Genomic DNA, 25,904 nt, shown 5'->3' with positions numbered 1-25,904 from the left:
TTTTTATCTCTAAAAGGTGCCAAAGTGAGATATAAGTCACTTTTTCATGCAACACGTTAGCTATTTTCACTGGTTTGTTTTTATAATGTTCTGCACTTTACCGACAAAATCCATTTAAAAGAGTGAGTGCACCTATGATTGACCTCCGCCTTCCCTTGACTGACATTCATCGCCATCTTGACGGCAATATTCGTGCGCAAACTATTTTGGATTTGGGCCGCCAGTTTAATCTGTCGTTACCTGCTGATGAATTAGAAACCCTGCGTCCACATGTTCAAATCACTCAGACTGAACCTGATTTGGTTAGCTTCCTGCAAAAACTGGATTGGGGTGTCGCGGTGTTGGGTTCTCTTGATGCCTGCCGCCGTGTGGCGTATGAAAACGTCGAAGATGCCGCCAATGCAGGATTGCATTATGCCGAGCTGCGTTTCTCCCCATTTTATATGGCGATGAAACACCAGTTACCCGTCGCCGGTGTGGTCGAAGCTGTCATTGATGGCATCCAATCGGGTTGCCGTGATTTTGATATTGATATTCGTCTCATCGGGATCCTTAGCCGCACTTTTGGTGAGCAAGCCTGTTTGCAAGAACTTGATGGTTTACTGGCGCATCGTGACGGTATTACTGCGCTGGATCTGGCGGGTGATGAGCTGGGTTTCCCTGGCGGCCTATTCCGCAGCCATTTTAATCGCGCGCGGGATGCCGGTTTGCGGATTACTGTCCATGCCGGTGAAGCTGCAGGCCCTGAAAGTATCTGGCAAGCTATCCGTGAGTTAGGCGCAGAACGTATCGGTCACGGTGTTAAGGCCGTGGAAGATATTAAGCTGATGGATTATTTAGCTGAGCACAGCATTGGCATTGAGTCCTGTCTGACTTCCAATATTCAGACCAGCACGGTTGCCTCACTGGCGGCTCACCCCTTGGCCATCTTCTTACGCCATGGGGTGTTAGCATCAATAAACACCGATGACCCTGCAGTGCAAGGCATTGAAATTGCCAATGAATATCATGTTGCCGCGCCAGCTGCGGGCCTAACACCACAAGAAATTCGTCAGGCTCAGGAAAATGGGCTGACAATGGCCTTTATTAGCGAACAAGAAAAACAGGCGCTGCGCGATAAAATCCGCGCTTAAGTGACTGAAAGAATACTAACAAAAACGCCCGTGTTTCAATGAAATACGGGCGTTTCTTATTGATAACTCGCTATGACTTGGTTTCAGTATTCTCAGCCAAAAGCGGTTGGGCGCTCGCCAGCTCTTTGGCCGCATTTTCTTTAGCAACCCGTTTGGCGTAATGTTGTGCCAATACCGCACAAACCATCAATTGAACCTGATGGAATATCATCAGCGGCAATACCATAACCCCCACCACTGAGGCAGGAAACAGTACATTAGCCATCGGGATCCCATTTGCCAGACTTTTCTTCGAGCCACAGAACACAATGGTAATCTCATCGGCCGTGTTGAAACCCAGCCAACGTGCAGCCAGCGTATTGATAACCAATACTAATGTCAGTAACACCATTGAACAAACTAATATTGCCAACAAAGACCAGCCGTCGATTTGGTGCCAAATCCCCTCAACCACTGCCTCACTGAAAGCCACATAAACCACCAATAAAATTGATGACCGGTCAGTAATATTAACCAGCTTTTTATGACGTTCGACCCATTTGGCAATCAGTGGACGGGATAAATGGCCGACAATAAATGGCACCATCAATTGCATGACGATAGAACCGATAGCATGCAAAGTATCAGTATCGCCCCCTTGTGTTTGCATCAGCATGCCCACCAGAATCGGTGATAAAAACACACCGAGGATACTGGAGGCCGATGCGCTACATATGGCGGCCGCCACATTCCCGCCCGCCACCGAGGTATAGGCGATGGCGGATTGAACTGTCGCTGGTAATGCACACAGATAAAGGAAACCCAAATACAATGTTGGTGTTAATACCCCCGGAACCAATACATTCATGCCCAATCCCAGTAACGGGAACAGAGCAAAGGTACTGAGAAATACCACCAAGTGCAGCTTCCAATGCCCCATACCGGAGACTATCGCGGCGCGGGAAAGTTTGGCCCCGTGCATAAAGAACAATAATGCGATAGCCGCCGTCGTCAAGTGCTCGAACCACACCTTAACTTCGCCCTCACAGGGGAAGATTGAAGCAATGATAACGACCAGTATCAATACCAATAAAAATTTATCTATCCGTAAGCGTTGTAGCCAGGACATGCCTTAGTCTTCCTTCAATTATCCCCGTCATACTTCAAGCTGCATGTGCGTTGGCTGCTCTCTCTCACCCGAATCATTGACTGGCGTCAACTCATCGGGATTCATTCGCTGGCCGCCTTCCTGCAACTCGAATTATTTAGGGTATATACCTTTCGAACTTTTCGTCTCTGGGAATTAGCTACGCACGCTCACCGGCAGCGCTCTTTTCTGTTGATCAGAAGCGATACCCAGCTCAATCAACTCCATCACCTTAATCGCCTCAGAAGCTGGCACCGGATTGGCTGCTGTACCCCAAATGGCATCGCGGATCCCGGCATAGTAAGCAGGATAATTACCCGGTAATGTCAGCAGAGGTTTCTCGGCCAGCACACCGTCATGTGACAGTGTCACGATACCATCGCGCATATCATAGCCCCAGTCAGCCTGTGGTAAACGCTCGCCCGCCTTCAGCCGGTCTTCCTGCGGGTCTAAACCAAATTTAATATAGCTGCCCTGCATACCGTGGACGATATAACGCGCGGTTTCTGCGGCCGCGACCACCGTGCCGTGCAAGACCACGCGTTGCCCCGGATAGCTGAGAATGGCATGGAAATAGTCAACGGATTGCGCTCCTGGGCGCAACATCCCTAAATCCACATTCAGCTGGTCTGGCAAACCAAACAATTGCAGCGCTTGATCCAATAAATGTGGCCCCAAATCGTACCAAATGCCACTGCCAGCACCGGCTTGTTCACGCCAACGCTGGCGGATCTCCGGGCGATAGCGGTCAAAGTGAGATTCAAAATAGACCACTTTGCCCAGCGAGCCTTCCGCCAGTAAGGTTTTTAATGTCAGGAAATCACTGTCCCAGCGGCGATTGTGGAACACAGACAACAAAAGACCGGCGTCATCAGCTTGTTGCTTCAGAGCATTTGCTTGTGACAGTGTCACAGTAAACGGCTTATCAACCACCACATGCTTACCCGCTGCCAGCGCCTTTTGAGCCAAAGGAAAGTGGGTATCATTAGGGGTTGGAATGACGATGAGATCAATGGCAGGGTCATCAAATAACGCTTGCGGGTCAGAAACAACAGTCATCGACGGCCAGTCAGCATGAACTTTACTGGCATCACTACTAGAAACGCCCGCCAGTTCCAGCCCCGGAGTCCCCATAATTAGCGGCGCATGAAACGTTTTACTGGCGTAGCCATAACCCAGTAAACCCACTTTTATTTTTTCGGCCATCATGTATTTCCTCTTGCCCAATATATGCCCTAAATAATGCAAGTTGCAGGAAGGCGGCAATTGAGTAAATCCCCAGGAGCTTACTCAAGTAAGTGACTGGGGGAACGAAAGCAGCCAACACAGATGCAGCTTGGAGTATGACGGGCATGCCCGCTATTTGATATCACTCGAGCAATAGATTTGACACCATGATGATTGCCGCGACAAGAGGTAATTTCTTGCTGAACATGACTGGCGGGTTAAATCCGCGTCATTTCCGCTGAATCATTACGCCATTCAGGGGCGCGCAAGCTACGTTGTGGGTAGTTGGTTTCAATGCTACGACGCCTGAAATCACTGGGGCTGACGCCAACACGCTTACGGAAGACCCGGGAGAAATACAGCTGGTCATCATAGCCCACGACACGGCCAATGGCGGCAATAGGTTCTTGCGTGGTTTGCAGCAATAATTTAGCTCGGATAACCCGTTGGTCTTCGCGCCAACGCAAGATATTGATACCCACCTGATCGCGAAATAGATGCGCCAGCCGTGACGGCGACAAACACACATGCCGCGCCACTTCATCAATGCGCAACTCACCAGCCAGATTGCCAGTGATAAATTGACATGCTTCGATAACGCGTGGGTCCATAATGCGTTGCGGGCTGAGGGGGTCTTCTTCCATTGAACGCAATAACAGCCGCTCCAGTAAGTTCATCCCTAGCTCTTCGCCAAAACGCCGCCCAGACTTTTGGGTTTCTTCTATATTGGCAAACAGCCGATCAAACTCCAGCAGTAAATTATTGTTGGTATTATTCGGTAAGGATAAACGCCCTACTTCATGGGCTTTACTGTGCCACTCTAGCCAATCAGCCCAATAGGCCCGAGGCCGGAAATAGACCCAACGGTGATACCAACAATCACTGCTAGGTGAGCGGCCATAATAATGAGCAACCTTAGGCGGAAATAACAGCAAGTCACCGGGATTACTGTAAAACGTGTTTTCTCCGTCAAAAATTTGGCCCTGCCCCTTAATCGTCAGGTTCAGAATGTAACCTTTCATACCGCCGGGTCGGTCGATAAAAAAATCGAGCGGCCCATCAGCCAGAATAGGCGTTAATCCTGCCACCAGATAAGCATTAAAGGTATAACCTGGCAGCAAGGGGTTAGGTTGCGGTTCCTGAGCCATTCGATGATACATTGAGTCTCCTTGCCGTCTCTTTCTGATTTTATGCGCTTCTCTCAGTTTATCGGACCAATTTTTGCGCTGCCCGATAGTGATGACAAAATTGTGAGCCAGAGTGGTTTTTTATGGATTATTCTGTCACCCATCCACTGATACTGTCTATTTAGCCCACAGTTTCTGATGTCAGCCTTATGGATTGGCCGTGGTATTGCTTCTCACTTTTTTATGCCCTTCCATTAGCCACCTTTTCATAAGATCTAAATAAATGTACAACCCGATTTAATAAACCGTTCAGGAATATAACGATTCAAACCTTCTGCTTTGCAGTATTCTTTAAAGGTGCTTAGCGAGTTTACTTTTGCCTTGCCGTATATCAATTGCAATTTATTTTCTATTGTGCGGTAAGAAAGATTGAGTTTTTGCGCTATCTCTTTAGCGTTAAGGGATTGTAATAAGAAAAAAATCACTTCAAGTTCTTTTTGATTAAAATCATTTGTAGGTGGTTTCATTACCAATACAGGAGGAATCTCCTGATTAAATAAGTCATATAAAGAAATAAAATTGAACTTTGTCACATGATAAATAGTGCCTATACATTTTTTTTCATTATCAAAAAGAGGGAATTTTTCGCAAAGCGTATGCTCTTGTCCCCATAAACAGGTCTGAATCATCGCCACACGTTGCTTATCTGTTTCAACCTCCCGGTCTTGTTTTTGTAAATCTGACGCAAATTCTGCCCACTGGGCAGGACACTCGCTGTCTAATCGGCCTTCAATATCAAAATTAAGCGGTAATTGGCTAAGTTTAAGGGTGGCTTTATTGACATACATAAAGCGCGATTCGCAATCTTTTACGCCCCAAGGCTCTTCATTATTTTCCATAAATGATACGAGCGAACCAAAAGTCTCTTCATTAAGGCCTTTAGAACCCATTATTTTTGGGCGATTAATTTTATCTATCATTATTAGCTCCTTTTAAAAGGATCAATGTTCTATGGTAAAATGCCGCAACATTATCATTTAAAATATTATTTTTTCTTTATGCTACCCATTATCCAATAAATAACACTGGCAATGATTAATGAATTGAATGACGGAATACCAAGTTCAATATTCATACTGCCGATAGTGCCCACGATACAAGCCGCAATAGCCTTCCAGCCAATTAATGACGTTGATTCAGGCAATGTCTGTGCCTGGCGAGTGGCATCAAGCAATTGGCGGCTGCTGCGTAACACATAGTAGTCCACCAGCATGACACCTGATATTGGCGGAAAGACAACACCGAGTAACGTGAGAAAATCAGTAAACTTATCTAAAATCCCTGCGATTGAAAGGAGAGTCCCTACGATACCGAGTAACAGCGTCAGCCAAGTGCGACTCCACCGGTTACCCGTGACTCCCTCTACCACGTTGGTCAGGGCGAGCGATGATGAATACAAGCAAACATCATTTATCTTGATAGTCGCAAGAATAACGGTAAGCAACCCGATCCACCCTGATGTTTGGATCATGATGGTGACCACATCGTCAGTGTTGAGCGCATGCGCAATCAATATGGCGATGCCATTGACCATAAACTCCCCCACCAAGATGCAGACCATCGTCATCCAGAATACGTGCCTGCTATTTTTACAATAGCGGCTAATATCGGGTGTCATCAGTGCGCCGACGATGTATCCCCCGGCAACCATCGTAGCACCTGCAGCAATAGTCATCGGCGTTCCGGTCGGGATGACGACAGCCAGATCAGCAATATTGTGTCCGGCTAGCAGATTTAACGAAATCCAACCTATCGCCAAAAAAAAGAGCGGCACGGCAAGTTTTGCCGTCCAGCTTAACGCTTTGAATCCAAATGCAACCAGTAGTGTAAATACCATGCCAGAGATCGCAGCAGCCCATTTAAAGCTGAGATAATCGCCCAACATATGATTCAAACTATTAGCAAAAACGGCATTCAATATACCAAACCAACCCAGAAGGCTAATAGCAATTCCGCTGCCAATAATCACCGAACCAACACGACCAAAACCGCACCAGCGAGCCAACAGACTGATTGACAATCCCTCACGCGCACCGGCAATGCCGAGTCCAAGACTAATAAATTGGAGCAGTAAACTCCCTAATAAAGTGGCCAGCATCGCCTGGCTAAACGTCATCGCATGCCCTAAAGTGGCACCTAACATAAATTGTGCTAAGGTTGTGATTGCGCCCACTCTGATTAAAGTGACGGAGAGAAAACTTGATTTTGCAGATAACGGTAAGCGACTCAAGGAATAATCGTCACCGGGGGAAGAGAGTCCATTCATATGCTTATACTCCTTATATTCTTGAACTTTAAACCACTTCAAATTGGCTTTATTAATGTGAATGGATTTGGCTTCATTTATACAAATAAAATCAGCCTTATCAATGAAAATATATTTATAATTATTCCATGAACCATTGTCTTAAATGGAGGATTTATTATAAGATAAATAACTCCGAAAGGATTAAAAAGCAAGTTCCGTTTAATCTAAAGCAGCTAATAATTTTTATTTTGTAATATAACCTTACTCAATATTTAACATGAGAATTATATGTGCAAAAATAACAAACACTTTCACCTTCCTAACGAAGTTCCATCGCAATTCATTTTTTTGTGGGAGAGTAGTGATGAAGCTTGGGGTTTCAAAGACATTGATTCACGCTATTTATATGCTAACACCCCATTTCTTGAACTATTAAATTTGCCACCAAAATTTCGTATTAAAGGTTTGTCACAGAGTGAACTGCCCCACTCCTCTTTTGCAAAAATATCATCCCAATTCAAAGCACAAGAGCAGCTAGCGATAATAACTAAAAAACGAGTCTCTTCAATTGAGATTCAATATTTTGGCCGCGAACAAAAACTTCAACCTTATATATTTGATAAATTCCCACTTTTAAATAGAGAAAAAGAATGCCTGGGTGTTATTTTCCATGGGAAAAAACTGGATTTACTCACCGCTGAGCAATATGTTAATCAAGAGTTACCTCTTGCATTCTTAGTTGAAAAGCCAGATGATTTTTTTACTGATGAAGAGTTTGATGTCGTGTTTTATGTACTTCAAAACGCAAGTAATAAAACTATCGCCCAGAAGCTGGCACACTCTGAGCAACAGGTCGAAAGTTATCGGAGAAAAATTTATCTTAAAGCACATTGTTATTCATTCTATGACTTTAAAAAATTCTGCCATAAAAAGGGATATAACCATTATGTTCCGCAAAAATTCCTCGAACCTAGTTCAATAATAATTCCGAATGCAGCATGGAATTTTGGTGATACCGGGCGGCCAGACGAACAAAATTAGCCCGGCGGCTGCTTGTTGTTGACTGACATCACAAAAACACTATACGAAGCAGAAAAGTGCATACTTCCAGCGATTGGCTCCTCACCTTTGCCTGCCACTCACTCCTATCTTTGTTAGCAATCAATGGGCAATTGCCAATGAATCTTTTTTCAGCAATGAGTTAGGAGCAACCACCATGACAGGCGAAGTTATATCGATAGACAGCCCTATCGCGCTCGGGTTGGATTTTGGCAGCGATTCTGTCCGGGTATTGGCGGTGGATTGTCAACATGGCACCGAGATTGATACTGAGGTTGTTTACTATCCTCGCTGGCAAAAAGGGCTTTACAGCAACGCGGCACAAAACCAGTTCCGTCATCATCCTCTCGATTATATCGAAGCTATGGAACAGGCTATTTTTCAGTTAGTTAGCCGTCTATCAGCAGAGCAACGTCAGCATATTATCGGCATTGGCGTGGATACGACCGGCTCAACTCCTGCACCGATTGATGAACACGGTCAGGTATTGGCGTTACGCCCTGATTTTGCTAAAAATCCCAATGCTATGTTTGTGTTATGGAAAGACCACACGGCTATAGAAGAAGCCGAGGAAATCAACCGTTTATGCAGCAGTGGTGAATTTGAGGATTATGCGCGTTATATCGGCGGTGTGTATTCATCTGAGTGGTTTTGGGCAAAAATTCTGCATGTTACGCGTGCGGATCAAGCCGTCCGTGACGCGGCAGTGTCATGGGTTGAGCTGTGCGACTGGATCCCAGCACTACTCTCTGGCACCACTGCCCCTAAGGATATTCAGCGGGGGCGGTGCGGCGCCGGGCATAAAAGTTTGTGGCATCCATCTTGGGGAGGATTACCCCCTCGCGAATTTTTGGCCGCACTCGATAGCCGTTTAGTCGACCATCTCGATTATCCAATGTTCACCGATACCTACACGGCTGAACGCCCGGTGGGCAAGATTACGGCTGAATGGGCCGAGCGCTTAGGATTACCCACGACTGTGGTTATTTCTGGTGGTGCATTCGATTGCCATATGGGTGCCGTCGGTGCAGGTGCTCAACCTTATACTTTAGTGAAAGTCATTGGAACTTCCACTTGCGATATTTTGATTGCCGACAAAAAGTTAGTCGGTGAGCGGGCAATTGCAGGGATTTGTGGTCAAGTGGAAGGTAGCGTAGTGCCCGGTTGGATAGGTATGGAAGCGGGCCAGTCTGCATTCGGCGATATGTATGCCTGGTTCAGCCGGTTATTAAGCTGGCCATTGCATCAAGCCGCGCTGGCACAGCCAGAATTACAGCCACAGTTAAAATTGATTGAATCTACTTTACTGGCCTCACTGACGACAGAATGGGCTAAAAACCCTTCATTGGAGAACCTGCCAGTGGTGTTGGATTGGTTTAATGGTCGCCGCACCCCAAATGCTAATCAGCGGCTAAAAGGGGTTATCACTGATCTGAACTTGGGGACTGATGCCCCCACGCTGTTTGGCGGTTTTATCGCTGCTACTGCATTTGGTGCTCGCGCGATAATGGAATGCTTCGAACAGCAGGATATTCCGGTTGAAAACATACTGGCCTTAGGCGGTATTGCACGTAAATCGCCGGTTATCATGCAGGTTTGTGCTGATGTCATGAATAGGCCGCTCCAAATTGTGGCATCGGATCAATGCTGTGCATTGGGTGCGGCTATTTTTGCGGCTGTTGCCGCGGGTGTTTTTGCTGATGTCCCAACCGCACAGCGCCATATGGCGTGCAAAATTGAGCGCACCCTGACACCCAATGAGACCCAAGTGGCCCGCTATCAGCAGCTTTATCAACGCTATCAGCAATGGTGTTTGTCGGCCGAGCCACACTACATACCCGTCACCAAAACGACACTATGACCTTGATGATCAGGACGATTTATCACTGTATGCTGTATGAAAATTGATTAAATGGAGTATTCGATGGACGTATTCAAGCAATCAGAAGTATGGTTTGTGGTCGGTAGCCAAAATTTGTATGGCCCTAAAACCCTGCAACAAGTTATGGATAATGCCCATCATGTCGTTAACAGCCTGAATAATGAAGCCGGTTTACCGATAAAACTGGTGCTGAAACCGCTGGTAACTACGCCAGATGAAATCACTACTTTGTGTCGTGAAGCCAACTACAATACCACCTGTGTCGGTGTTATGGTCTGGCTACATACTTTTTCTCCCGCCAAAATGTGGATTGGTGGACTGAGTATTCTAAGTAAGCCGTTGCTACAATTCCACACCCAGTTTAATGCTCAAATCCCATGGGAAACCATGGATATGGACTTTATGAACTTGAACCAAACCGCCCATGGTGGCCGGGAATTTGGTTTTATCGGTGCACGGATGCGCCAGCAACACAGTGTTATCGCCGGCCACTGGCAAGATAAAGCAGCACATCAGCGTATCAGCCAGTGGATGCGCGTCGCGGCGGCTAAACAGGAAAGCCAACAACTGAAAGTCGCCCGTTTTGGCGATAATATGCGCGAAGTGGCGGTTACCGAAGGAGATAAGGTCGCGGCACAAATTCAGTTTGGCTATTCGGTTAATGCCTATGGTATTGGTGATTTGGTTACAGTGGTAGATGCCGTCAGCAAAGGTGATATTGATACCTTGGTTGAAGAATACGAAGTGACTTACCGGCTGACAGACGCCGTGAAATTGAATGGCAATAAACGCGAAAATATACTAGATGCTGCTCGTATTGAGTTAGGTATGAAGCGTTTTCTGGAACAAGGTGGCTTTAAAGCTTTTACCACTAACTTTGAAAATCTTTATGGATTGAAGCAGTTACCGGGTCTGGCTGTTCAACGCCTGATGCAACAAGGCTATGGTTTTGGTGCCGAAGGCGATTGGAAAAGCGCCGCGTTATTGCGCATTATGAAAGTGATGGGAACTGGCCAGCGAGGTGGTACGTCCTTTATGGAGGATTACACTTATAACTTCCAGCCGGGTAATGATTTAGTGGTTGGCTCCCATATGCTGGAAGTCTGCCCGTCGATCGCCAAAGAAGAAAAACCGCTGTTAGATGTACAATATTTAGGTATTGGTGGTAAAGCTGATCCCGCTCGGTTGATCTTCTCGACTCCCGCTAGCACGGCACTGAATGCCAGTTTGATCGATATGGGTAACCGCTTCCGTTTATTGGTTAATGTAGTCGACACCATTGAGCAACCCCATCCGTTGCCCAAACTGCCGGTAGCCCGTGCTATTTGGCAAGCTCAGCCTTCACTAGCAACAGCCGCCGAAGCTTGGATTATCGCCGGTGGCGCACACCATACTGTGTTCTCGCAAGCTATCGGCGTAGATGAGTTGCGTTTGTATGCCGAAATGCATGGCATTGAGTTCCTGCTTATTGATAACGACACCACTTTGCCCGCATTCAAAAATGAAATTCGCTGGAATGAAGTGTATTACCATCTAAACCGTTAAATTAACCGCTGCGCATTTAGCGTTTATTATCGACAAACTTTATCGGCGATGCCAGGGGCCTAACCGCCCCTTATATTTTTAACTCATTATTTTTTAAACTTATTTTTTTTACTATATATCTCTAACGTGATGGCCATTGCCAATCTGGGTTAGTTTCTTGTTGTACCGTCGTTTCACTTAGTTCTTTATGTAACAAGATATGGCGGCAGTTCTTTTCCTGCTCAAGCGCGGCCACCAATTCTGCGGCATGGGAAACAACAATCACCTGGGTGTGTTGTGCTGCCTGAGCAATCAGGCGGGCTAAAGGTTTGAGTAAATCAACATGTAAGCTAATTTCTGGTTCATTGAGAATCATCATTTCTGGTTCATTGAGAATCATCATTTCTGGCGGACGTGGAGAGAGCAATGCCGCCACCAGCAATAAATAACGCAATGTGCCATCAGATAGCTCGGCCACTTTAAGGGGCCTTAACAAGCCGTGCTGTGCCAGCAACAGCTCAAAGTTCGATTGGATGTTCAGAGTGGTACCGGGAAATGCATCGGCAATGGTATGGTTTAGCGCCTCGATGTCCCCTATCTCTCTGATAGTTTGCAGCGCTGCGGCCAAATCAGATCCGTCGCTAGCAAGCACCGGTGTGTAAGTTCCAATTTGTGCCTGACGTGCCGGTGCATGGCGATCTGTACGCAGGTTGTCATAAAAACGCCATGCCCGCATTCGCTCACGCATGACCAAAATCTCCGGGGCATCACGGGGGTCGGTACTGTGCGTCATCATGCTGTCATAGGCTGCCAGCCCATGATATGCCTCGCGCCAAACACCGTTGTCATCACGAATTTTAACTCTCGGGCCACGACGTTCAGCAAAAATATTACTGTGGTGTAGAGCATCGCCACACCATAAGCTTTCAACCTTAATTTCAGGGTCACGAGTAAAAAAGGAGCCTTCAACCCCAGCATTACTGACAGCAAAGCCACCGCGAGCAACAGGAAGCCCTAAGTCGATGGCATAGCCGTAATCTGCCCCTGAAAACCCGAGTTTTAGGCTAACAGGATTATTACGAACCACGCCTTGAATCGGCTGTTCTCCTTGTTTCATTGCCCGAGAGAATGACTCCGGCCCAGCCCAGAGAGTAGATTGTAACCCCCCCTCTGCCGCCAGTGACTGGATAACCTGCCCTTGGCCAATATCTGACAGCAATCGTAGCGCACGATAGAGGCTAGATTTACCGCTGCCGTTAGCACCGGTAATCACATTCAACTGCCCCAATTCCAGCACCACATCACGTAAAGAACGGTAGCCAGAGATAGCAAGCCGAGTAATCATAACTCTCCTTTTGAAACGACAAGTTCCATAACATCCAATAAACTGATTATATATACAGTAGTTTCTGATTGCACGGCTTGTCTAATCTCTGTTTAGCGAATATTTAATTTCTATGGAGTGTTTACAGCATCCGTACACTTACTCGGTCTGCAATCGCCACAAACGTGCATAAGTACCGGACTGATTCAGTAACTCTTGATGGCTACCTTGCTCCAATATTTGCCCCTCTTTTAATACAAAAATACGATGACATTGGCGCAACGTATTTAGCCGATGCGCGATGCAAATGACAGTACGATTGCGGGTGATTTCGGGTAACTGGCGCATGATCGCGGCCTCTGACTCATAATCCAATGCACTAGTGGCTTCATCAAGAATCAGTATTTTGGGGTTTGCCATCAATGCCCTTGCCAAGGCGATTCGCTGCCGTTGCCCACCTGATAACAGCGCGCCCCGCTCACCCACTTGCGTTTGATAGCCCTGTGGCAATGCCGTAATAAAATCATGTGCACCAGCCAGCCGGGCAATATGCTCAACCTGTGTATCATCCGCCGTTGGGTGACACTGGCATATATTGTCTCGTATCGAACCAGAGAACAGTATGCTTTCTTGTAACACCACACTCATCTGGCAACGTAATGTGGTGGCATCAGTAATAGCCAAATCCTGCCCATCGACTAGAATTTGCCCGTGTTGCGGAGTGTATAATCGTTGGAGTAGCTTGGTTAATGTCGATTTTCCACAGCCGGATGGCCCGGTAATGCCGATAAATTCCCCCCCTGCAATCTCTAAATTTAGGTTTTGTATCACTTCAGCAGTATCTGCCCGATAACGAAAACGCACCTGTTTAAAAGCCAAACTCCCTAGCCTATGATCTTTAGATAGCAGCCCAGCGCTGCCCGGCTCGGTGGGGGAGTCCAAAATGGTGCCAATGCGTTTTAGCGCCACTTGCGTATGCTGGAAATCTTGCCATATCTGTGCCAAACGTAAGATAGGCTGAGTGACATAGCCCGAGAACAGTATAAACGCGATAAACTGCCCTGGGCTGAGTTCCCCAGCCAATACCAGCGTCACGCCACTCCACAGCAAAATCGCCGCCGTCACTTTATTGATGAGCGCGATACCTTGCTCAGCAACATTGGCCGCTCTGGCACAGGCAAATGAGGCTCGCACATAACCGGCCAATGAGTGCCGCCAGCGCCGATTAAACTGAGGCTCAGTGGCTGATGTTTTGATGGTTTCCAACCCGCTGATGGCTTCGGTTAGAAACGCCGAATTCTGTGCACTGGCTTCATATTGGCGTTCCACCCGCTGACGTAGCATCCCACCGGCAGCCCACCAGAACACCAAATAGCAAATCAGAGAACACAATACTATCCATGTCAGTTGGACACTGTAGCAAAACATCACCGCAATAAAGGTGCTGACAAAGACTAAATCCAGCAACATAGTAAGAGCAGAACCTGTCAGAAAGTGGCGTATTTGCTCCATTTCCCGCACTTTAGCAATGGTTTGTCCGGTTTGTTGCGAAGCAAAGTAACCCAGTGGCAGCCCCATTAAATGGCGATAAAGCCCGGTATTCAGTTCAGTGCCCACTCGGCTGGATAAATGTGAGAACAACCAGCCGCGCAAAAAGGTATAGCACGGCTCCACAATGGCCAGCGCAACCATGGCAATCCCCAGCACCATCAAGCTCCCCATCCCTCGGCTCACCAAAACTTTATCGATAACAGTTTCAAATAGCATCGGCGTCACCAGCAAAATGCTCTGCAATAGCAGTGACACCAAGATGATATTACGCAACTGATGGCGATATTTAGTGATGACCGGCCTAAACCAGCCAAACCCAAAAGGTGTTTGTTTTTGCCCCTGTGGTTCGGCTTTCGCCAATAATATCGCCTCACCACACCACAAACTGGCGAGTGCCTGCTGGCTTATCTGTTTCTGCTGGCCCTCGGCAGAAGAATAAATGCGGGCTCCTTGTGCATTAAGGGCCAGCAGCACATACCACTGCGCGCCATTATTGAATAAAATAGGCAGCGCCAAATGGCCTAACCGCGACAAGGGCTGATTGACGATTCTGGCCCGTAAACCAATCCAACTCGCACAGCGGCAGACGGCAATATTATCGATATCTTGAGGCGCTAATCCGACCTTGTGGGCTAAGTGCGATGCCTCGACGGCCAGATCAAAACACGCCGCAGCGCGGACCAGTGCATCTAATGGCTGAATGGCCTGAGTCACGGTTGAATTTATCATATCAACGCTCCCTCATGGCTTCTGATTGATATTGCTGCAAGGGGCTGAGTAAGTAATCAATAACGCGTCGGCGGCCAGTTTTAATCTCGACGCTGACAGCCATACCGGCAGATAACCGCACCGGTTTGCCCTCAACGGTTAGCGTATCGCTATTGAGCCGGACACGGGCCGGAAACACTAAACCTTGCTGTTGATCTTCCATAGCATCACGGGAGATATGTTTGACTTCACCAGAAAGCGTGCCGAACCGGGTATAGGGAAAACTGTCGATTTTGGCCTCTACCGCTTGGCCGGGGTGAACAAAACCGATATCTTTATTGAGGATCATCACATCCAGCTCTAGCTGATAATTTTCCGGCACCAACACCATCAGGGGTTGAGCGCTGGTAACCACACCGCCAAGCGTATGCACCGTGGACTGCTGTATCACGCCAGCCACCGGCGCGCGTAAGGTTTGTTGCCGCTGTTTTTCAACCAATTTCACCCGTTCTTGCTGCAATTGATTGATGACTTCGTGGGCCTTATTCAATTGCTCCTGATAACTTCGCTTTTTCTCCGCCAAATAGTGCAATTGGGTTTGCTTTAGATGGTGTTTTTTAGCCTGCAAAACAGCTTGTTCATTCTGTAAGCGACTGGCTTCCGCCTTGGCATTCAGCCATTCTCTTTCTTGTATTAATACCTCGATCTCAGCAATGGATTTGGATTTCGCCAGTGTCCGCAATGCCTGTAACCTTTGATAAATATTTTTCATCAAATCTTGCTGATGAACAACATTAGCGCCTCCAGCCTGAATATAAGCTTGATTAACCGCCTGTTCACTGCTTTGGCGGGTCAGTTCGGCATTCACCTCGTCATTTTCTTTCGCTAACAGCGCGTTAGCTGCCGCCACTAAATTATCAGGACTATTAGGGGGATAGATGAAGGACGTGAGCGGATCATCGGTCAGTAGCGCCGTCATTCGCGCAGCTTCCAGCGAACGATGCATTAATTGTTGGTTAATATTGCTAACCTCGGCATCAATACCAATAGGGTTAAGTTCTATTAACACTTGGCCCGCTTCCACCCGGTCGCCATCACGCACCTTAATTGCTGCTACCACCCCCGGTTCGAACGGTTGGATAACCTTGGAATGCTCGGAAACAATCACCTTGCCATTGGCGGAGGCATGAATATCAAGCTCCCCAACAATCGACCAGATTAATACCAATAACAATGTCAATGTCAAAAACCAAGCGGTACGCCGTGCCAATGGTGCTACCGGGCGCTCAACAATATCCAGATAAGCCGGGAGAAAGTCATATTCATCACGGGTTCGTGCGGCTGAAAAATGGCTTTGCCAGCGTTTTTTTAGCGCTTTAAAAATCGGTAACGTCGCCAGAGATTGCTTCAGTTTCATGTCGCCCCCCCAAGGGAAAAGACGGCTTGCTGCCGCCAAAGTTGGGCATAAACGCCTTTTTGGGCCAGCAGTTGGTCGTGATTTGCCAGCTCAGACACCCGGCCTTGAGTTATGACGGCGATACGATGGCAGTGCCGTACCGTCGAAAGACGGTGAGCAATGGTGATAACCGTGCGATTGGCGATAATTTGGGCCATGTTTTTCTGTACTTCGGCCTGTGACTCATCATCCAGAGCACTGGTTGCTTCATCAAAAATCAACACGCGGGGGTTCGCCAGCAACGTGCGGGCAATAGCAATACGTTGACGTTGCCCACCAGAAAGAGAGGTTCCGCCCTCTGACAACACAGTGTCATACCCTAGCGGCAAGGCCAGAATAAAGGCGTCGGCACCAGCCAAACAGGCGGCATCGACGACCTCACTGAGCGAAGCGGTTGGCCGAGAATAGGCAATGTTTTCACGCACTGTGCGGTTAAACAGGTAATTTTCCTGCATCACCACACCGACTTGACGGCGTAAGTATTCAGGAGGGAAATTACTTATCGGGCAGCCATCAATATTAATAACGCCCTGTTCAGCTATATAAAGGCGCTGTAATAACCGCGCGACGGTACTTTTACCCGAGCCTGATGGGCCGACCAGCCCAATATGCTCGCCCGCACGCAGTGACAATGAGAAATTATTCAGCACGGGTTCAAGATCAGGGCGATAACGAAAAGTCACATTTGCCAGTGTGATATCTCCGTTTATTTGGCGGTTAGGCGGTGCGGCACCGGTAGCGTGTTCGACCGGCAAACTCAATATATCGGATATCAGCATTAGTCCAACTTGGGCTCGTATGCTCTGTTGCCATAAATCAACCAATTTACTCATCGGCATTAATGCCTGAGTGGCCAGCATGTTAAAGGCAATTAATTGCCCGATACTGAGCTGTACAGACATCACTTGATAGGCACCAATGACGATAACCAGTGCCCCTGCCAGCTTTTGCAGTAATTGAGCACATTGACTGCTGAAGTTTTGCAGATTTTGCACTTGGAAATTGGCTTGGGCAAAATCCCGCGTTTGTATTTCCCAGCGCTGCTGCATTTGCGGCTCTAGCGCCAAACTTTTTACCGTTTCGACCCCCGAGACAGTTTCGGTTAAAAACGCGCCATTTTGTGCTGCACAGCCGCACAGCATTTCGACTTTTTTTTGCAATGGCCGCGTAGTCAGTGCCGCCAATAACAGATAAAAAGGCAATGTGCCCAGAATAATGGCGGTCAGGAGCGGTGAAATACACCACATAACAATAAATAATACGAAAGTAAAAACAACATCGACGCATAAAGTCAGGGCGGTGCCGGTAATAAATTCACGAATATTATCTAATTCCCGCACTCTGGCGACAATATTCCCCACATGGCGCTGCTTAAAATAACTTAATGGCAATTTAATTAAGTGGTTAAATAGTTTTCCACCCAATAAAATATCCACTCGAGTGGTAGTATGACTAAAAATATATTCACGCAGGAAATTCAATGAAACTTCATATATCCCAACCACCAGCAATACAATAATTAATACATCGAGTGTCGTCAGTGCATTATGGACCAAAACCTTATCCATGATGACCTGAAAGAAAAGCGGTGATATCAATGCTAAGAACTGCAATAATATTGATAATACTAATACCTGAATCAGCGATTTACGGTGATGCAATAAAACCGGAATAAACCAACGAACACCAAAACGCGAAGAGTGGCAACAGAGTACCACTCCGCCCCACAACTCACTAAGTTGTTGATAAGTTATCACTTTAGGTTTGTTGCTGTCAGGATATTGCAATAATGCCTGATTATCATTTAATCCAGCCAATAAGATAAACCGGCCTTGAGTATCACGAAATGCCAGTGGTAATTGCCCTGCTTTGATTGTCTTTAACGGTTGTTTTTTGACCTTAAAACGGGTGGCTGTCGCGCGTGATAATTGTGATAAATACCGTTTTAATGACGTAAATGTAACTATCATGGCGCTATCGATAGCCGCATTTCGACTGAATATCTCCACGGGCTCGGCATTAACCCCCGCTAAACGAAGTAACCGCGCCGCACAGACTAAAGAAGAGTGAATGTGATTTCCCATAAATTACATTGCCTGTTATTTTATTGTTAAAGGCAGATGACTGCCCATCGTCATAGAATATAATGATGGAATTATAGGGCCACGTAGATATACAGTTTTCATGCAATAAGGCTTTATAATGAGTTTCAGTTCAAAACTTCTTTCATTTTATTTTAAAAAATGAAGCTCATCTCAAAATCTCACAAAATTAAATATCTAGAATATCAATCAAGATTATGGTGTCTCTGGTGATACCACCTAGCCTATCGTGCTGTATAGCCACTTATCCCTCACATTAATTGATTTGTATCGCCAATTCCGGGTCGCTTTATGTGATAATTTTGCGGTGATTTATAGCCTAAATAACTCGAGTTACAGGAAATTCCTCACCATGACACCCAAACTACCGACGACCGCCAATGATCTCGCCCCGCTATCTGATGCCAATCCTGATGCCCATTTGCGCCCTATCCAGCATATTGCTCAACAATTAGGCTTGACCGCAGAGGATTTAATCCCGTATGGGCATCATATGGCGAAAGTCGATATCAGCGCATTACGCCCCGGTGGCCCACAGGGCAAGCTGATTCTGGTTTCCAGCATTACCCCTACACCGCTGGGAGAAGGTAAAACCGTCACGACGATTGGATTAAGTCAGGGAATCAACCGGCTAGGTTATCGGGGGGTCGCTTGCATCCGTCAGCCTAGCCTTGGCCCGGTGTTTGGTGTTAAAGGCGGCGCAGCAGGCGGCGGGGCAGCCCAAGTCTTGCCCATGGAGAAACTGAACCTGCATTTGACGGGGGATATCCATGCCATCAGTGCCGCGCATAATCTGGCGGCGGCGGCGCTGGATGCGCGGTTATATCATGAACAGCGTCTAGGGCAGGCTTTTAGTCAACAAACCGGGATGCCACTACTCAATATTGATGTCCAACAAATTCTCTGGCCACGGGTGGTTGATCATAATGATCGGGCGCTGCGGCACATCCGAGTGGGCATGGGCGGTGGGACTCACGGAGTGGAACGGCCCGACCATGTGGAAATTACTGCCGCATCAGAACTGATGGCAATTTTAGCGCTGTCCGAAAGTTTGCATGATATGCGCCAGCGTATTGGCCGGATTATTTTAGCCCACAGCACCGCCGGGCACCCTATTACTGCCGATGATTTGGGCGTGGCCGGTGCCATGACCGCGCTGATGAAAGAAACTATCCACCCAACTCTGATGCAAACCAGTGAGCAAACACCGGTGCTGATCCACGCGGGGCCATTTGCCAATATTGCACATGGGAACTCCTCAGTGCTGGCCGACCGTCTGGGATTGCAGTTAGCTGAGTATGTGGTGACTGAGGCCGGTTTTGGCTCGGATATGGGCATGGAGAAATTCTTTAATATTAAGTATCGCCAATCCGGCATTGCCCCGTCCTGTGTCGTCTTGGTCGCCACATTGCGTAGCCTGAAAGCTAATAGCGGTGTTTTTGACATCAAACCGGGCCAACCCCTACCCGCTGACATTCTCAATACCAATATCCCGTTATTGAGCCAAGGTTGCGCCAATCTAAAATGGCATATTCAGCATGCTAAAAGCTATGGTTTACCGGTGGTGGTGGCGGTCAATCGCTTCCCTGATGACAGTGCCGAAGAACTGGCGTTTTTGAGCGACTATGCGCTATCCTCCGGCGCAGTTGCCTGCGAAATCAGTGAAGCGTTTGCCAAAGGCGGCCTCGGGACGACCGCTCTGGCGCAGCAAGTTATCAATGCCTGTGCCCATGCCCCTGAGCCTGTTCTGCCTTATCCTGATAGCGCCTCACTGGAGCAAAAAATAGCGGTTTTGGCCCAAAGTTATGGTGCCCGCGACATCACCTTTACCCCGCAAGCACGCCAGCAACTTGCGGCCATCACGGCGGCAGGTTTTGCTCATTTACCCCTGTGTATGGCCAAAACGCCACTTTCTATCAGCGCCGATGCCCGTTTGAAGAATGTTCCACGGGATTTTGTGTTGCCCATCACCGCCTGTGCGGTGTCAGCCGGTGCCGGATTTGTCCGCATTTATGCGGGGGATATCATGACAATGCCAGGGCTGGGAACTCAGCCCGCGTATTATCATATTGATATAGATGACGAGGGGTGTATTCGCGGGTTAAGCTAGTATGATGCAGATAAGGGATTACCCTAATGATGGGTTATCCCTTTTAATGAATAAATAAGGTTTATTATGTCTCAACAGCAAGAATATCAACGTATTGGCGGCTGGCTATTGGCTCCACTGGCCTATCTGATTGTGACATTGCTCAGCGCCAGTTTAATGTTGGCGCTCTATGCTATGGCGATATTTACGCCAGAATCCAGAGAATATCTGGTGACTAACTCACAGGCATTTACCCTGCAATGGTATTTCTCTGTGGTTACCACACTAGTGATGTGGCTTTATACTTTATGGGTCATCTGGCTGTTTTGTAGCCGTTCAAAGCGTTTGCCCAAATGGCTTATTTTGTGGTTATTACTCACCGTATTATTAGCGTTGAAGGCATTTGCTTTCTCGCCAGTCAGTGATGATATCGCCTTGCGCAGCTTGGGTTGGCCCCTGCTGGCGGCCGCTGTTTTTGTGCCCTATATCAAACGTTCTCAGCGGGTGAAGCATACGTTTATCGAACATTAAGGCGATTTCATACCTTTTCCCTCTTAAATCGTAATAACCTTGTACTTCATCTGTTGTCCTTAGGCCGCCAATTCTGGATAATAGGCGGCTTTGATTTTTTTAGGCTCCGCAATGACTTTTTAGGCTCCGCAATGACTGAATACCTGCTCCTGTTTGTCGGTACTGTTTTGGTAAACAACTTCGTTCTGGTCAAATTTCTTGGCCTGTGCCCTTTCATGGGCGTCTCCAAAAAACTGGAGACCGCCATTGGTATGGGGTTGGCGACCACTTTTGTACTGACTTTGGCCTCGGTTTGCGCCTGGATGGTTAACAGCTTTATTTTGCTACCTCTTGGTTTGGTCTATTTACGGACGCTGGCCTTTATTTTAGTTATCGCGGTGGTGGTGCAATTTACTGAGTTGGTGGTGCGCAAAACCAGCCCGACGCTTTATCGCTTACTGGGGATTTTTTTGCCGCTTATCACCACTAACTGTGCGGTGTTAGGTGTGGCTTTGCTTAATGTCAATCAATCCCACAATTTTATGCAATCGGCGGTTTATGGCTTCAGTGCTGCCGCCGGTTTCTCTCTGGTCATGGTGTTATTCGCCGCAATCCGTGAACGGCTGGCCGTTGCTGATGTTCCCGCGCCTTTCCGCGGTTCATCCATTGCGCTGATAACCGCCGGGCTGATGTCATTGGCCTTTATGGGCTTTACTGGGTTGGTGAAGTTCTAATGATGTCGCTATGGATTGCCATTGGGGCATTAAGTACATTGGCGTTGATTTCTGGCGTAGTGCTGGGTTTTGCTGCCCGTCGTTTTCAGGTTGAACAAGACCCGGTCGTCGAACAAGTTGATGCTATCTTACCGCAGAGCCAGTGTGGTCAATGCGGCTATCCCGGCTGTCGCCCTTATGCCGAAGCGGTTTCGGCTGGTGGTGAAAAAATAAATAAATGCGCACCAGGCGGCGAGCAAGTGATGCTCAAATTGGCCGAGTTACTGGCCGTTGAACCACAACCGCTGGATGGTGACGAAACTGCCGCCCACCCACAACGCAAAGTCGCATTTATCGATGAAGAAAATTGCATCGGTTGCACTAAATGCATTCAGGCCTGCCCAGTTGATGCCATTGTCGGTGCGACCCGCGCTATGCATACCGTGTTGCCAGATCTCTGCACCGGTTGCGACCTCTGCGTCGCTCCATGTCCGACCGACTGCATTGAAATGATCCCGGTAGCTACCACCACCGCCAACTGGAAGTGGGATTTAAGCACCATCCCAGTGAAGAATCTTCCTAGCCAATTAGCTGCCTCGCAGATGATTCCGGTGAAAATGATAGATGTGGAGCAACATGTTTAAGCTGTTTTCTGCCCGGCAAATTTTTGTCCATCAACACGACAAAATTTGGGATTTCGACGGCGGTATCCATCCGCCGGAAATGAAGCTGCAATCCAGCCAAGTTCCGATGCGTATCGCGACGTTGCCGGATCAAATGATTATTCCTTTGCAGCAGCATCTCGGGCCTGAAGGTGAACTGCGTGTCAGAACCGGCGAACAGGTGTTAAAAGGGCAACCACTGACGATAGGTCGTGGCCGCACGGTGCCGGTACACGCGCCAACTTCCGGTGTTATTACCGCCGTCGCCCCACACACCACCGCCCACCCATCGGGTTTGGCGGAACTCTGTGTGCATATTACCCCAGACGGTGAAGACCGCTGGCGCGAGCAACAGCCGTGGGGGGATTATCATCAGCGCGATAGAAATGTGCTATTGGAGAGGATCCACCAGGCGGGTATTGCCGGTTTAGGTGGCGCTGGTTTCCCCACCGCCAGTAAGTTACAAGGCGGTTTGAACAACGTTACCACACTCATTATCAACGCAGCTGAGTGCGAGCCTTATATCACCGCTGATGACCGTTTGATGCAAGACCATGCTACTGAAGTGGTCTTGGGGATTCAGATTTTAATCTACTTGCTGCAACCTCAGCAGGTGTTGATTGGCATTGAAGATAATAAACCCGAAGCTATCGCCGCCCTGCAACAGGCGCTACGCGGTCAGGATGAAATACAGCTACGCGTGGTCCCCACTAAATATCCGTCAGGTGGGGCCAAGCAACTCACCAAAATCCTGACCGGCAAAGAAGTGCCTTTCGGTAAACATTCGTCATCCATTGGGGTATTGATGCAAAACGTCGGTACCGTGGTAGCTATCAAGCGGGCGATTATTGACGACGAACCATTAATCGAGCGCGTAGTGACATTAACCGGCGATGCATTATCACAACCGGGAAATTTCTGGGCCAGGATCGGCACCCCCGTCTTGCATTTGTTGAAACTGGCGGGCTTTATGCCGCAGCAACAGCCCATAGTCATTATGGGCGGCCCCTTAATGGGCTTTACCCTTCCCAGCTTAGATGTGCCGATTGTTAAAATTAGTAACTGTATTTTGGCTCCCGCTGAAGCTGAGATGGGGTTATCCGAGCCGGAGCAATCCTGTATCCGCTGTGGTTTATGTGTAGATGCCTGTCCGGCGGGCTTGTTACCTCAGCAACTCTATTGGTTTAGTCGTGGCGAAGAGCATGAGAAAGCTCGCAATCATAATCTATTTGACTGTATTGAATGCGGTGCCTGTGCTTATGTTTGCCCAAGTAATATTCCGCTGGTGCAATATTACCGTCAGGAGAAAGCCGAAATACGCGCCCTTGATCAAGAGGCCGCGCGCGCTGCCGAAGCAAAAGCGCGGTTTGAGGCCAAACAAGCACGTCTTGAGCGGGAAAAACTGGCGCGAGAATTGCGCCACAAACAAGCTGCCGTCAAGCTGACCGATGTTGATCAGCAGACTGTTGACGCAGCCGTCAGCCGTTTAGCGCGTGAGTCTAATAAGACAGATTCAGCTATCACTGTGCCCCTTGGACAAACACCGGATAACAGTGCGGTTATTGCTGCCCGTGAAGCTCGTAAAGCCCAAGTCAGAGCGCGTCAGGCAGAGAAAGAACGGGCTGCCGTCGAGGAAGAAACTAACGCCACTGATCCACGTCAGGCAGCAGTTGCTGCGGCGATCGCCCGAGTAAAAGCCAAAAAAGCTGCCCAAGCACAGCTTGAATCAGAACCGGTGGAAAATGAAAGCGCAGCGGCAGAGGAAGATCCGCGCAAAGCTGCCGTCGCCGCAGCCATCGCCCGAGTAAAAGCCAAAAAAGCCGCCCAAGCACAGCTTGAGTCAGAACCGGTGGAAAATGAAAACGCAGCGGTGGAGGAAGACCCGCGCAAAGCTGCTGTCGCCGCAGCCATCGCCCGAGTAAAAGCCAAAAAAGCCGCCCAAGCACAGCTTGAGTCAGAACCGGTGGAAAATGAAAGCGCAGCGGTGGAGGAAGACCCGCGCAAAGCTGCTGTCGCCGCAGCCATCGCCCGAGTAAAAGCCAAAAAAGCCGCCCAAGCACAGCTTGAGTCAGAACCAGTGGAAAATGAAAGCGCAGCGGCAGAGGAAGACCCGCGCAAAGCTGCCGTCGCCGCAGCCATTGCCCGAGTAAAAGCCAAAAAAGCAGCCCAAGCTGTTAATCCGGATTAACGACTGAACTGACGCCCTGCAATAGGGTGTCAGTTCACTGACATCAGGTAAGTATAAGCGGCTGTAATATCGCGCAATTTAGATTCTGCATGGCAGCTATCCACCTCAATAACCTCCATTTCGATACCGCCGCCGAACTCATCACGCAACTTAGGCAGCACTTCATTAAACAGATATATTGAAAACTTTATACATTCTTTAGCATTACCTTGATGGGAAATAGATAAAAACTCTCCCGCCGGGATAGACAGCGCATCAACCTCGCGATGTCCCTGAATTTCATGCCGTTTCTCTTTATCAATGGCAGTCGAGTAATACATACTTTTCTGTCCTTGCTGAGACGGCTTAGCGGACAACAGTGAATAGATCCGCTGGCAAGAAAAATTTACTTCCTTGAAAAAATCGAGCAAAATTTCATCTTTCATGGCCATACAAGACGAATGTTGACCACTGCAATGATTGTGTTCATCAAAATCCAGCCGTCGGGTAAAGCCCACTAGCTCTTGTGGAGGTAAAGATATCCGCTTGATTTCTGGCGTATAATTTTCATAGAAATTAAAACGGGGAAGCATCCCTTGCACATCCCACTGCTCCATCTGGCGAAAACTATTGGGAGTAACACCAAAACGCTTCTTAAAAGTACGAGTAAACGTCTGTTGTGAGTCAAAACCCAACTCATCAGAGATTTCAATGATGGGCCGACGCGAGATACGCAAGGCTACCGCCGCACGAGTCAGTACCCGCCCACGTATATAGGACGCTAATTGTAACCCCACAACACTTTTAAATTTTCGTTGCAGATGCCATTTTGAATATCCGGAAATTTTTGCCACATCATCCAATGTGGGGCGTTTTTCTAAATTAATTTCAATCCATTCAATTAATTCATCTATAAACAATATGTCTTCATTAATCATTTCATTGTTCTTTAAATATATAATTACCCTGCATACTACATTAATTTATCATTATGCCAACGCTTTTCTCAACCCTAATTTCAATTGTTAATAAGTCTTTAACTTACAATTAATTACAAATAAAACACCCATAATAGTCGCTATTATAATCAAGTTGTTAGGCTCCTTTTCTGTTACTAAAACCTAATTATTCTCATAGAAAAAACAGTATTCCCGAGGGGGAACTTGTTACTAGTCGGATATAAATTGCAAGTGAATTCTTAAGATTAGCCGTTTATTAAATGCACGAATTCCCTTA

At 47.6% G+C, this 25,904-nt stretch carries 19 protein-coding genes; 9 read left to right on the top strand and 10 right to left on the bottom strand.

Annotated features, from left to right (window positions below):
- Nucleotides 1-134: 134 nt before the first annotated feature.
- A complete protein-coding gene (add, locus tag OP863_RS09940; protein WP_038632959.1) occupies nucleotides 135-1,133 on the top strand; it encodes an adenosine deaminase in 999 nt (332 codons plus the stop codon).
- Nucleotides 1,134-1,203: 70 nt separating this feature from the next.
- Here the strand turns inward: add and OP863_RS09935 are convergent, their stop codons facing one another.
- The 5 genes from OP863_RS09935 to OP863_RS09915 all read right to left on the bottom strand — a co-directional run bounded on the left by OP863_RS09935 (nucleotide 1,204) and on the right by OP863_RS09915 (nucleotide 6,939).
- Entirely contained in the window at nucleotides 1,204-2,241 is a 1,038-nt protein-coding gene (locus OP863_RS09935; protein ID WP_038632962.1) for a bile acid:sodium symporter family protein, read from the bottom strand.
- Nucleotides 2,242-2,415: 174 nt separating this feature from the next.
- The gene (locus tag OP863_RS09930) at nucleotides 2,416-3,465 is read right to left on the bottom strand and encodes an oxidoreductase (RefSeq protein ID WP_145589844.1); all 1,050 of its coding nucleotides are present in this window, start codon (nucleotides 3,463-3,465) and stop codon (nucleotides 2,416-2,418) included.
- 239 nt (nucleotides 3,466-3,704) lie between these two features.
- Entirely contained in the window at nucleotides 3,705-4,646 is a 942-nt protein-coding gene (gene araC / locus OP863_RS09925) for an arabinose operon transcriptional regulator AraC (RefSeq protein ID WP_145589833.1), read from the bottom strand.
- Nucleotides 4,647-4,888: 242 nt separating this feature from the next.
- Nucleotides 4,889-5,593, bottom strand: a complete 705-nt coding sequence (locus OP863_RS09920) for a PAS domain-containing protein (RefSeq protein WP_265526202.1) — start codon at nucleotides 5,591-5,593, stop codon at nucleotides 4,889-4,891.
- 65 nt (nucleotides 5,594-5,658) lie between these two features.
- The gene (locus tag OP863_RS09915; protein WP_038632967.1) at nucleotides 5,659-6,939 is read right to left on the bottom strand and encodes a cytosine permease; all 1,281 of its coding nucleotides are present in this window, start codon (nucleotides 6,937-6,939) and stop codon (nucleotides 5,659-5,661) included.
- Nucleotides 6,940-7,209: 270 nt separating this feature from the next.
- Between OP863_RS09915 and OP863_RS09910 the strand changes: the two genes are divergently transcribed.
- The 3 genes from OP863_RS09910 (at nucleotide 7,210) to araA (ending at nucleotide 11,407) form a co-directional block, all read left to right on the top strand.
- Nucleotides 7,210-7,962, top strand: a complete 753-nt coding sequence (locus tag OP863_RS09910; RefSeq protein ID WP_265526200.1) for a PAS domain-containing protein — start codon at nucleotides 7,210-7,212, stop codon at nucleotides 7,960-7,962.
- Between the two features lie 175 nt (nucleotides 7,963-8,137).
- Nucleotides 8,138-9,841: a ribulokinase gene (locus OP863_RS09905; protein ID WP_265526199.1), complete on the top strand. Its 1,704-nt coding sequence runs from the start codon at nucleotides 8,138-8,140 to the stop codon at nucleotides 9,839-9,841.
- 63 nt (nucleotides 9,842-9,904) lie between these two features.
- The gene (gene araA / locus OP863_RS09900; protein WP_265526198.1) at nucleotides 9,905-11,407 is read left to right on the top strand and encodes an L-arabinose isomerase; all 1,503 of its coding nucleotides are present in this window, start codon (nucleotides 9,905-9,907) and stop codon (nucleotides 11,405-11,407) included.
- 121 nt (nucleotides 11,408-11,528) lie between these two features.
- Here the strand turns inward: araA and OP863_RS09895 are convergent, their stop codons facing one another.
- From OP863_RS09895 to OP863_RS09880, 4 genes are all read right to left on the bottom strand, one after another.
- Nucleotides 11,529-12,731, bottom strand: coding sequence for an AAA family ATPase (locus OP863_RS09895; RefSeq protein ID WP_265526197.1), 1,203 nt, complete (start codon nucleotides 12,729-12,731; stop codon nucleotides 11,529-11,531).
- Nucleotides 12,732-12,869: 138 nt separating this feature from the next.
- Nucleotides 12,870-14,990, bottom strand: a complete 2,121-nt coding sequence (locus OP863_RS09890; protein ID WP_265526196.1) for a type I secretion system permease/ATPase — start codon at nucleotides 14,988-14,990, stop codon at nucleotides 12,870-12,872.
- Between the two features lies 1 nt (nucleotide 14,991).
- Nucleotides 14,992-16,386, bottom strand: a complete 1,395-nt coding sequence (locus OP863_RS09885) for an HlyD family type I secretion periplasmic adaptor subunit (protein WP_265526194.1) — start codon at nucleotides 16,384-16,386, stop codon at nucleotides 14,992-14,994.
- A complete protein-coding gene (locus OP863_RS09880) occupies nucleotides 16,383-18,509 on the bottom strand; it encodes a peptidase domain-containing ABC transporter (protein WP_145589839.1) in 2,127 nt (708 codons plus the stop codon). The genes OP863_RS09885 and OP863_RS09880 overlap by 4 nt, the downstream gene beginning before the upstream one ends.
- A gap of 370 nt (nucleotides 18,510-18,879) precedes the next feature.
- Between OP863_RS09880 and OP863_RS09875 the strand changes: the two genes are divergently transcribed.
- From OP863_RS09875 to rsxC, 5 genes are all read left to right on the top strand, one after another.
- Entirely contained in the window at nucleotides 18,880-20,637 is a 1,758-nt protein-coding gene (locus OP863_RS09875; protein ID WP_145589840.1) for a formate--tetrahydrofolate ligase, read from the top strand.
- A gap of 66 nt (nucleotides 20,638-20,703) precedes the next feature.
- The gene (locus OP863_RS09870) at nucleotides 20,704-21,147 is read left to right on the top strand and encodes a DUF2569 domain-containing protein (protein ID WP_038632994.1); all 444 of its coding nucleotides are present in this window, start codon (nucleotides 20,704-20,706) and stop codon (nucleotides 21,145-21,147) included.
- 131 nt (nucleotides 21,148-21,278) lie between these two features.
- Nucleotides 21,279-21,860, top strand: a complete 582-nt coding sequence (gene rsxA, locus OP863_RS09865) for an electron transport complex subunit RsxA (RefSeq protein WP_025383905.1) — start codon at nucleotides 21,279-21,281, stop codon at nucleotides 21,858-21,860.
- Nucleotides 21,860-22,483 (top strand): electron transport complex subunit RsxB, encoded by a 624-nt coding sequence (gene rsxB, locus OP863_RS09860; RefSeq protein ID WP_145589841.1) that lies wholly within the window; start codon nucleotides 21,860-21,862, stop codon nucleotides 22,481-22,483. The genes rsxA and rsxB overlap by 1 nt, the downstream gene beginning before the upstream one ends.
- The gene (gene rsxC, locus OP863_RS09855; protein ID WP_265526192.1) at nucleotides 22,476-24,689 is read left to right on the top strand and encodes an electron transport complex subunit RsxC; all 2,214 of its coding nucleotides are present in this window, start codon (nucleotides 22,476-22,478) and stop codon (nucleotides 24,687-24,689) included. The genes rsxB and rsxC overlap by 8 nt, the downstream gene beginning before the upstream one ends.
- Before the next feature lie 29 nt (nucleotides 24,690-24,718).
- On the opposite strand, the gene OP863_RS09850 is transcribed toward rsxC, so the two are convergent.
- Nucleotides 24,719-25,606 (bottom strand): helix-turn-helix domain-containing protein, encoded by an 888-nt coding sequence (locus OP863_RS09850; protein ID WP_038633005.1) that lies wholly within the window; start codon nucleotides 25,604-25,606, stop codon nucleotides 24,719-24,721.
- Nucleotides 25,607-25,904: the final 298 nt, after the last annotated feature.

The organism is Yersinia sp. SCPM-O-B-9106 (C-191) (assembly GCF_026183365.1).
Taxonomy (GTDB): Bacteria; Pseudomonadota; Gammaproteobacteria; order Enterobacterales; family Enterobacteriaceae; genus Yersinia; species Yersinia rochesterensis.
This window is presented reverse-complemented; position numbering and strand designations above follow the sequence as displayed.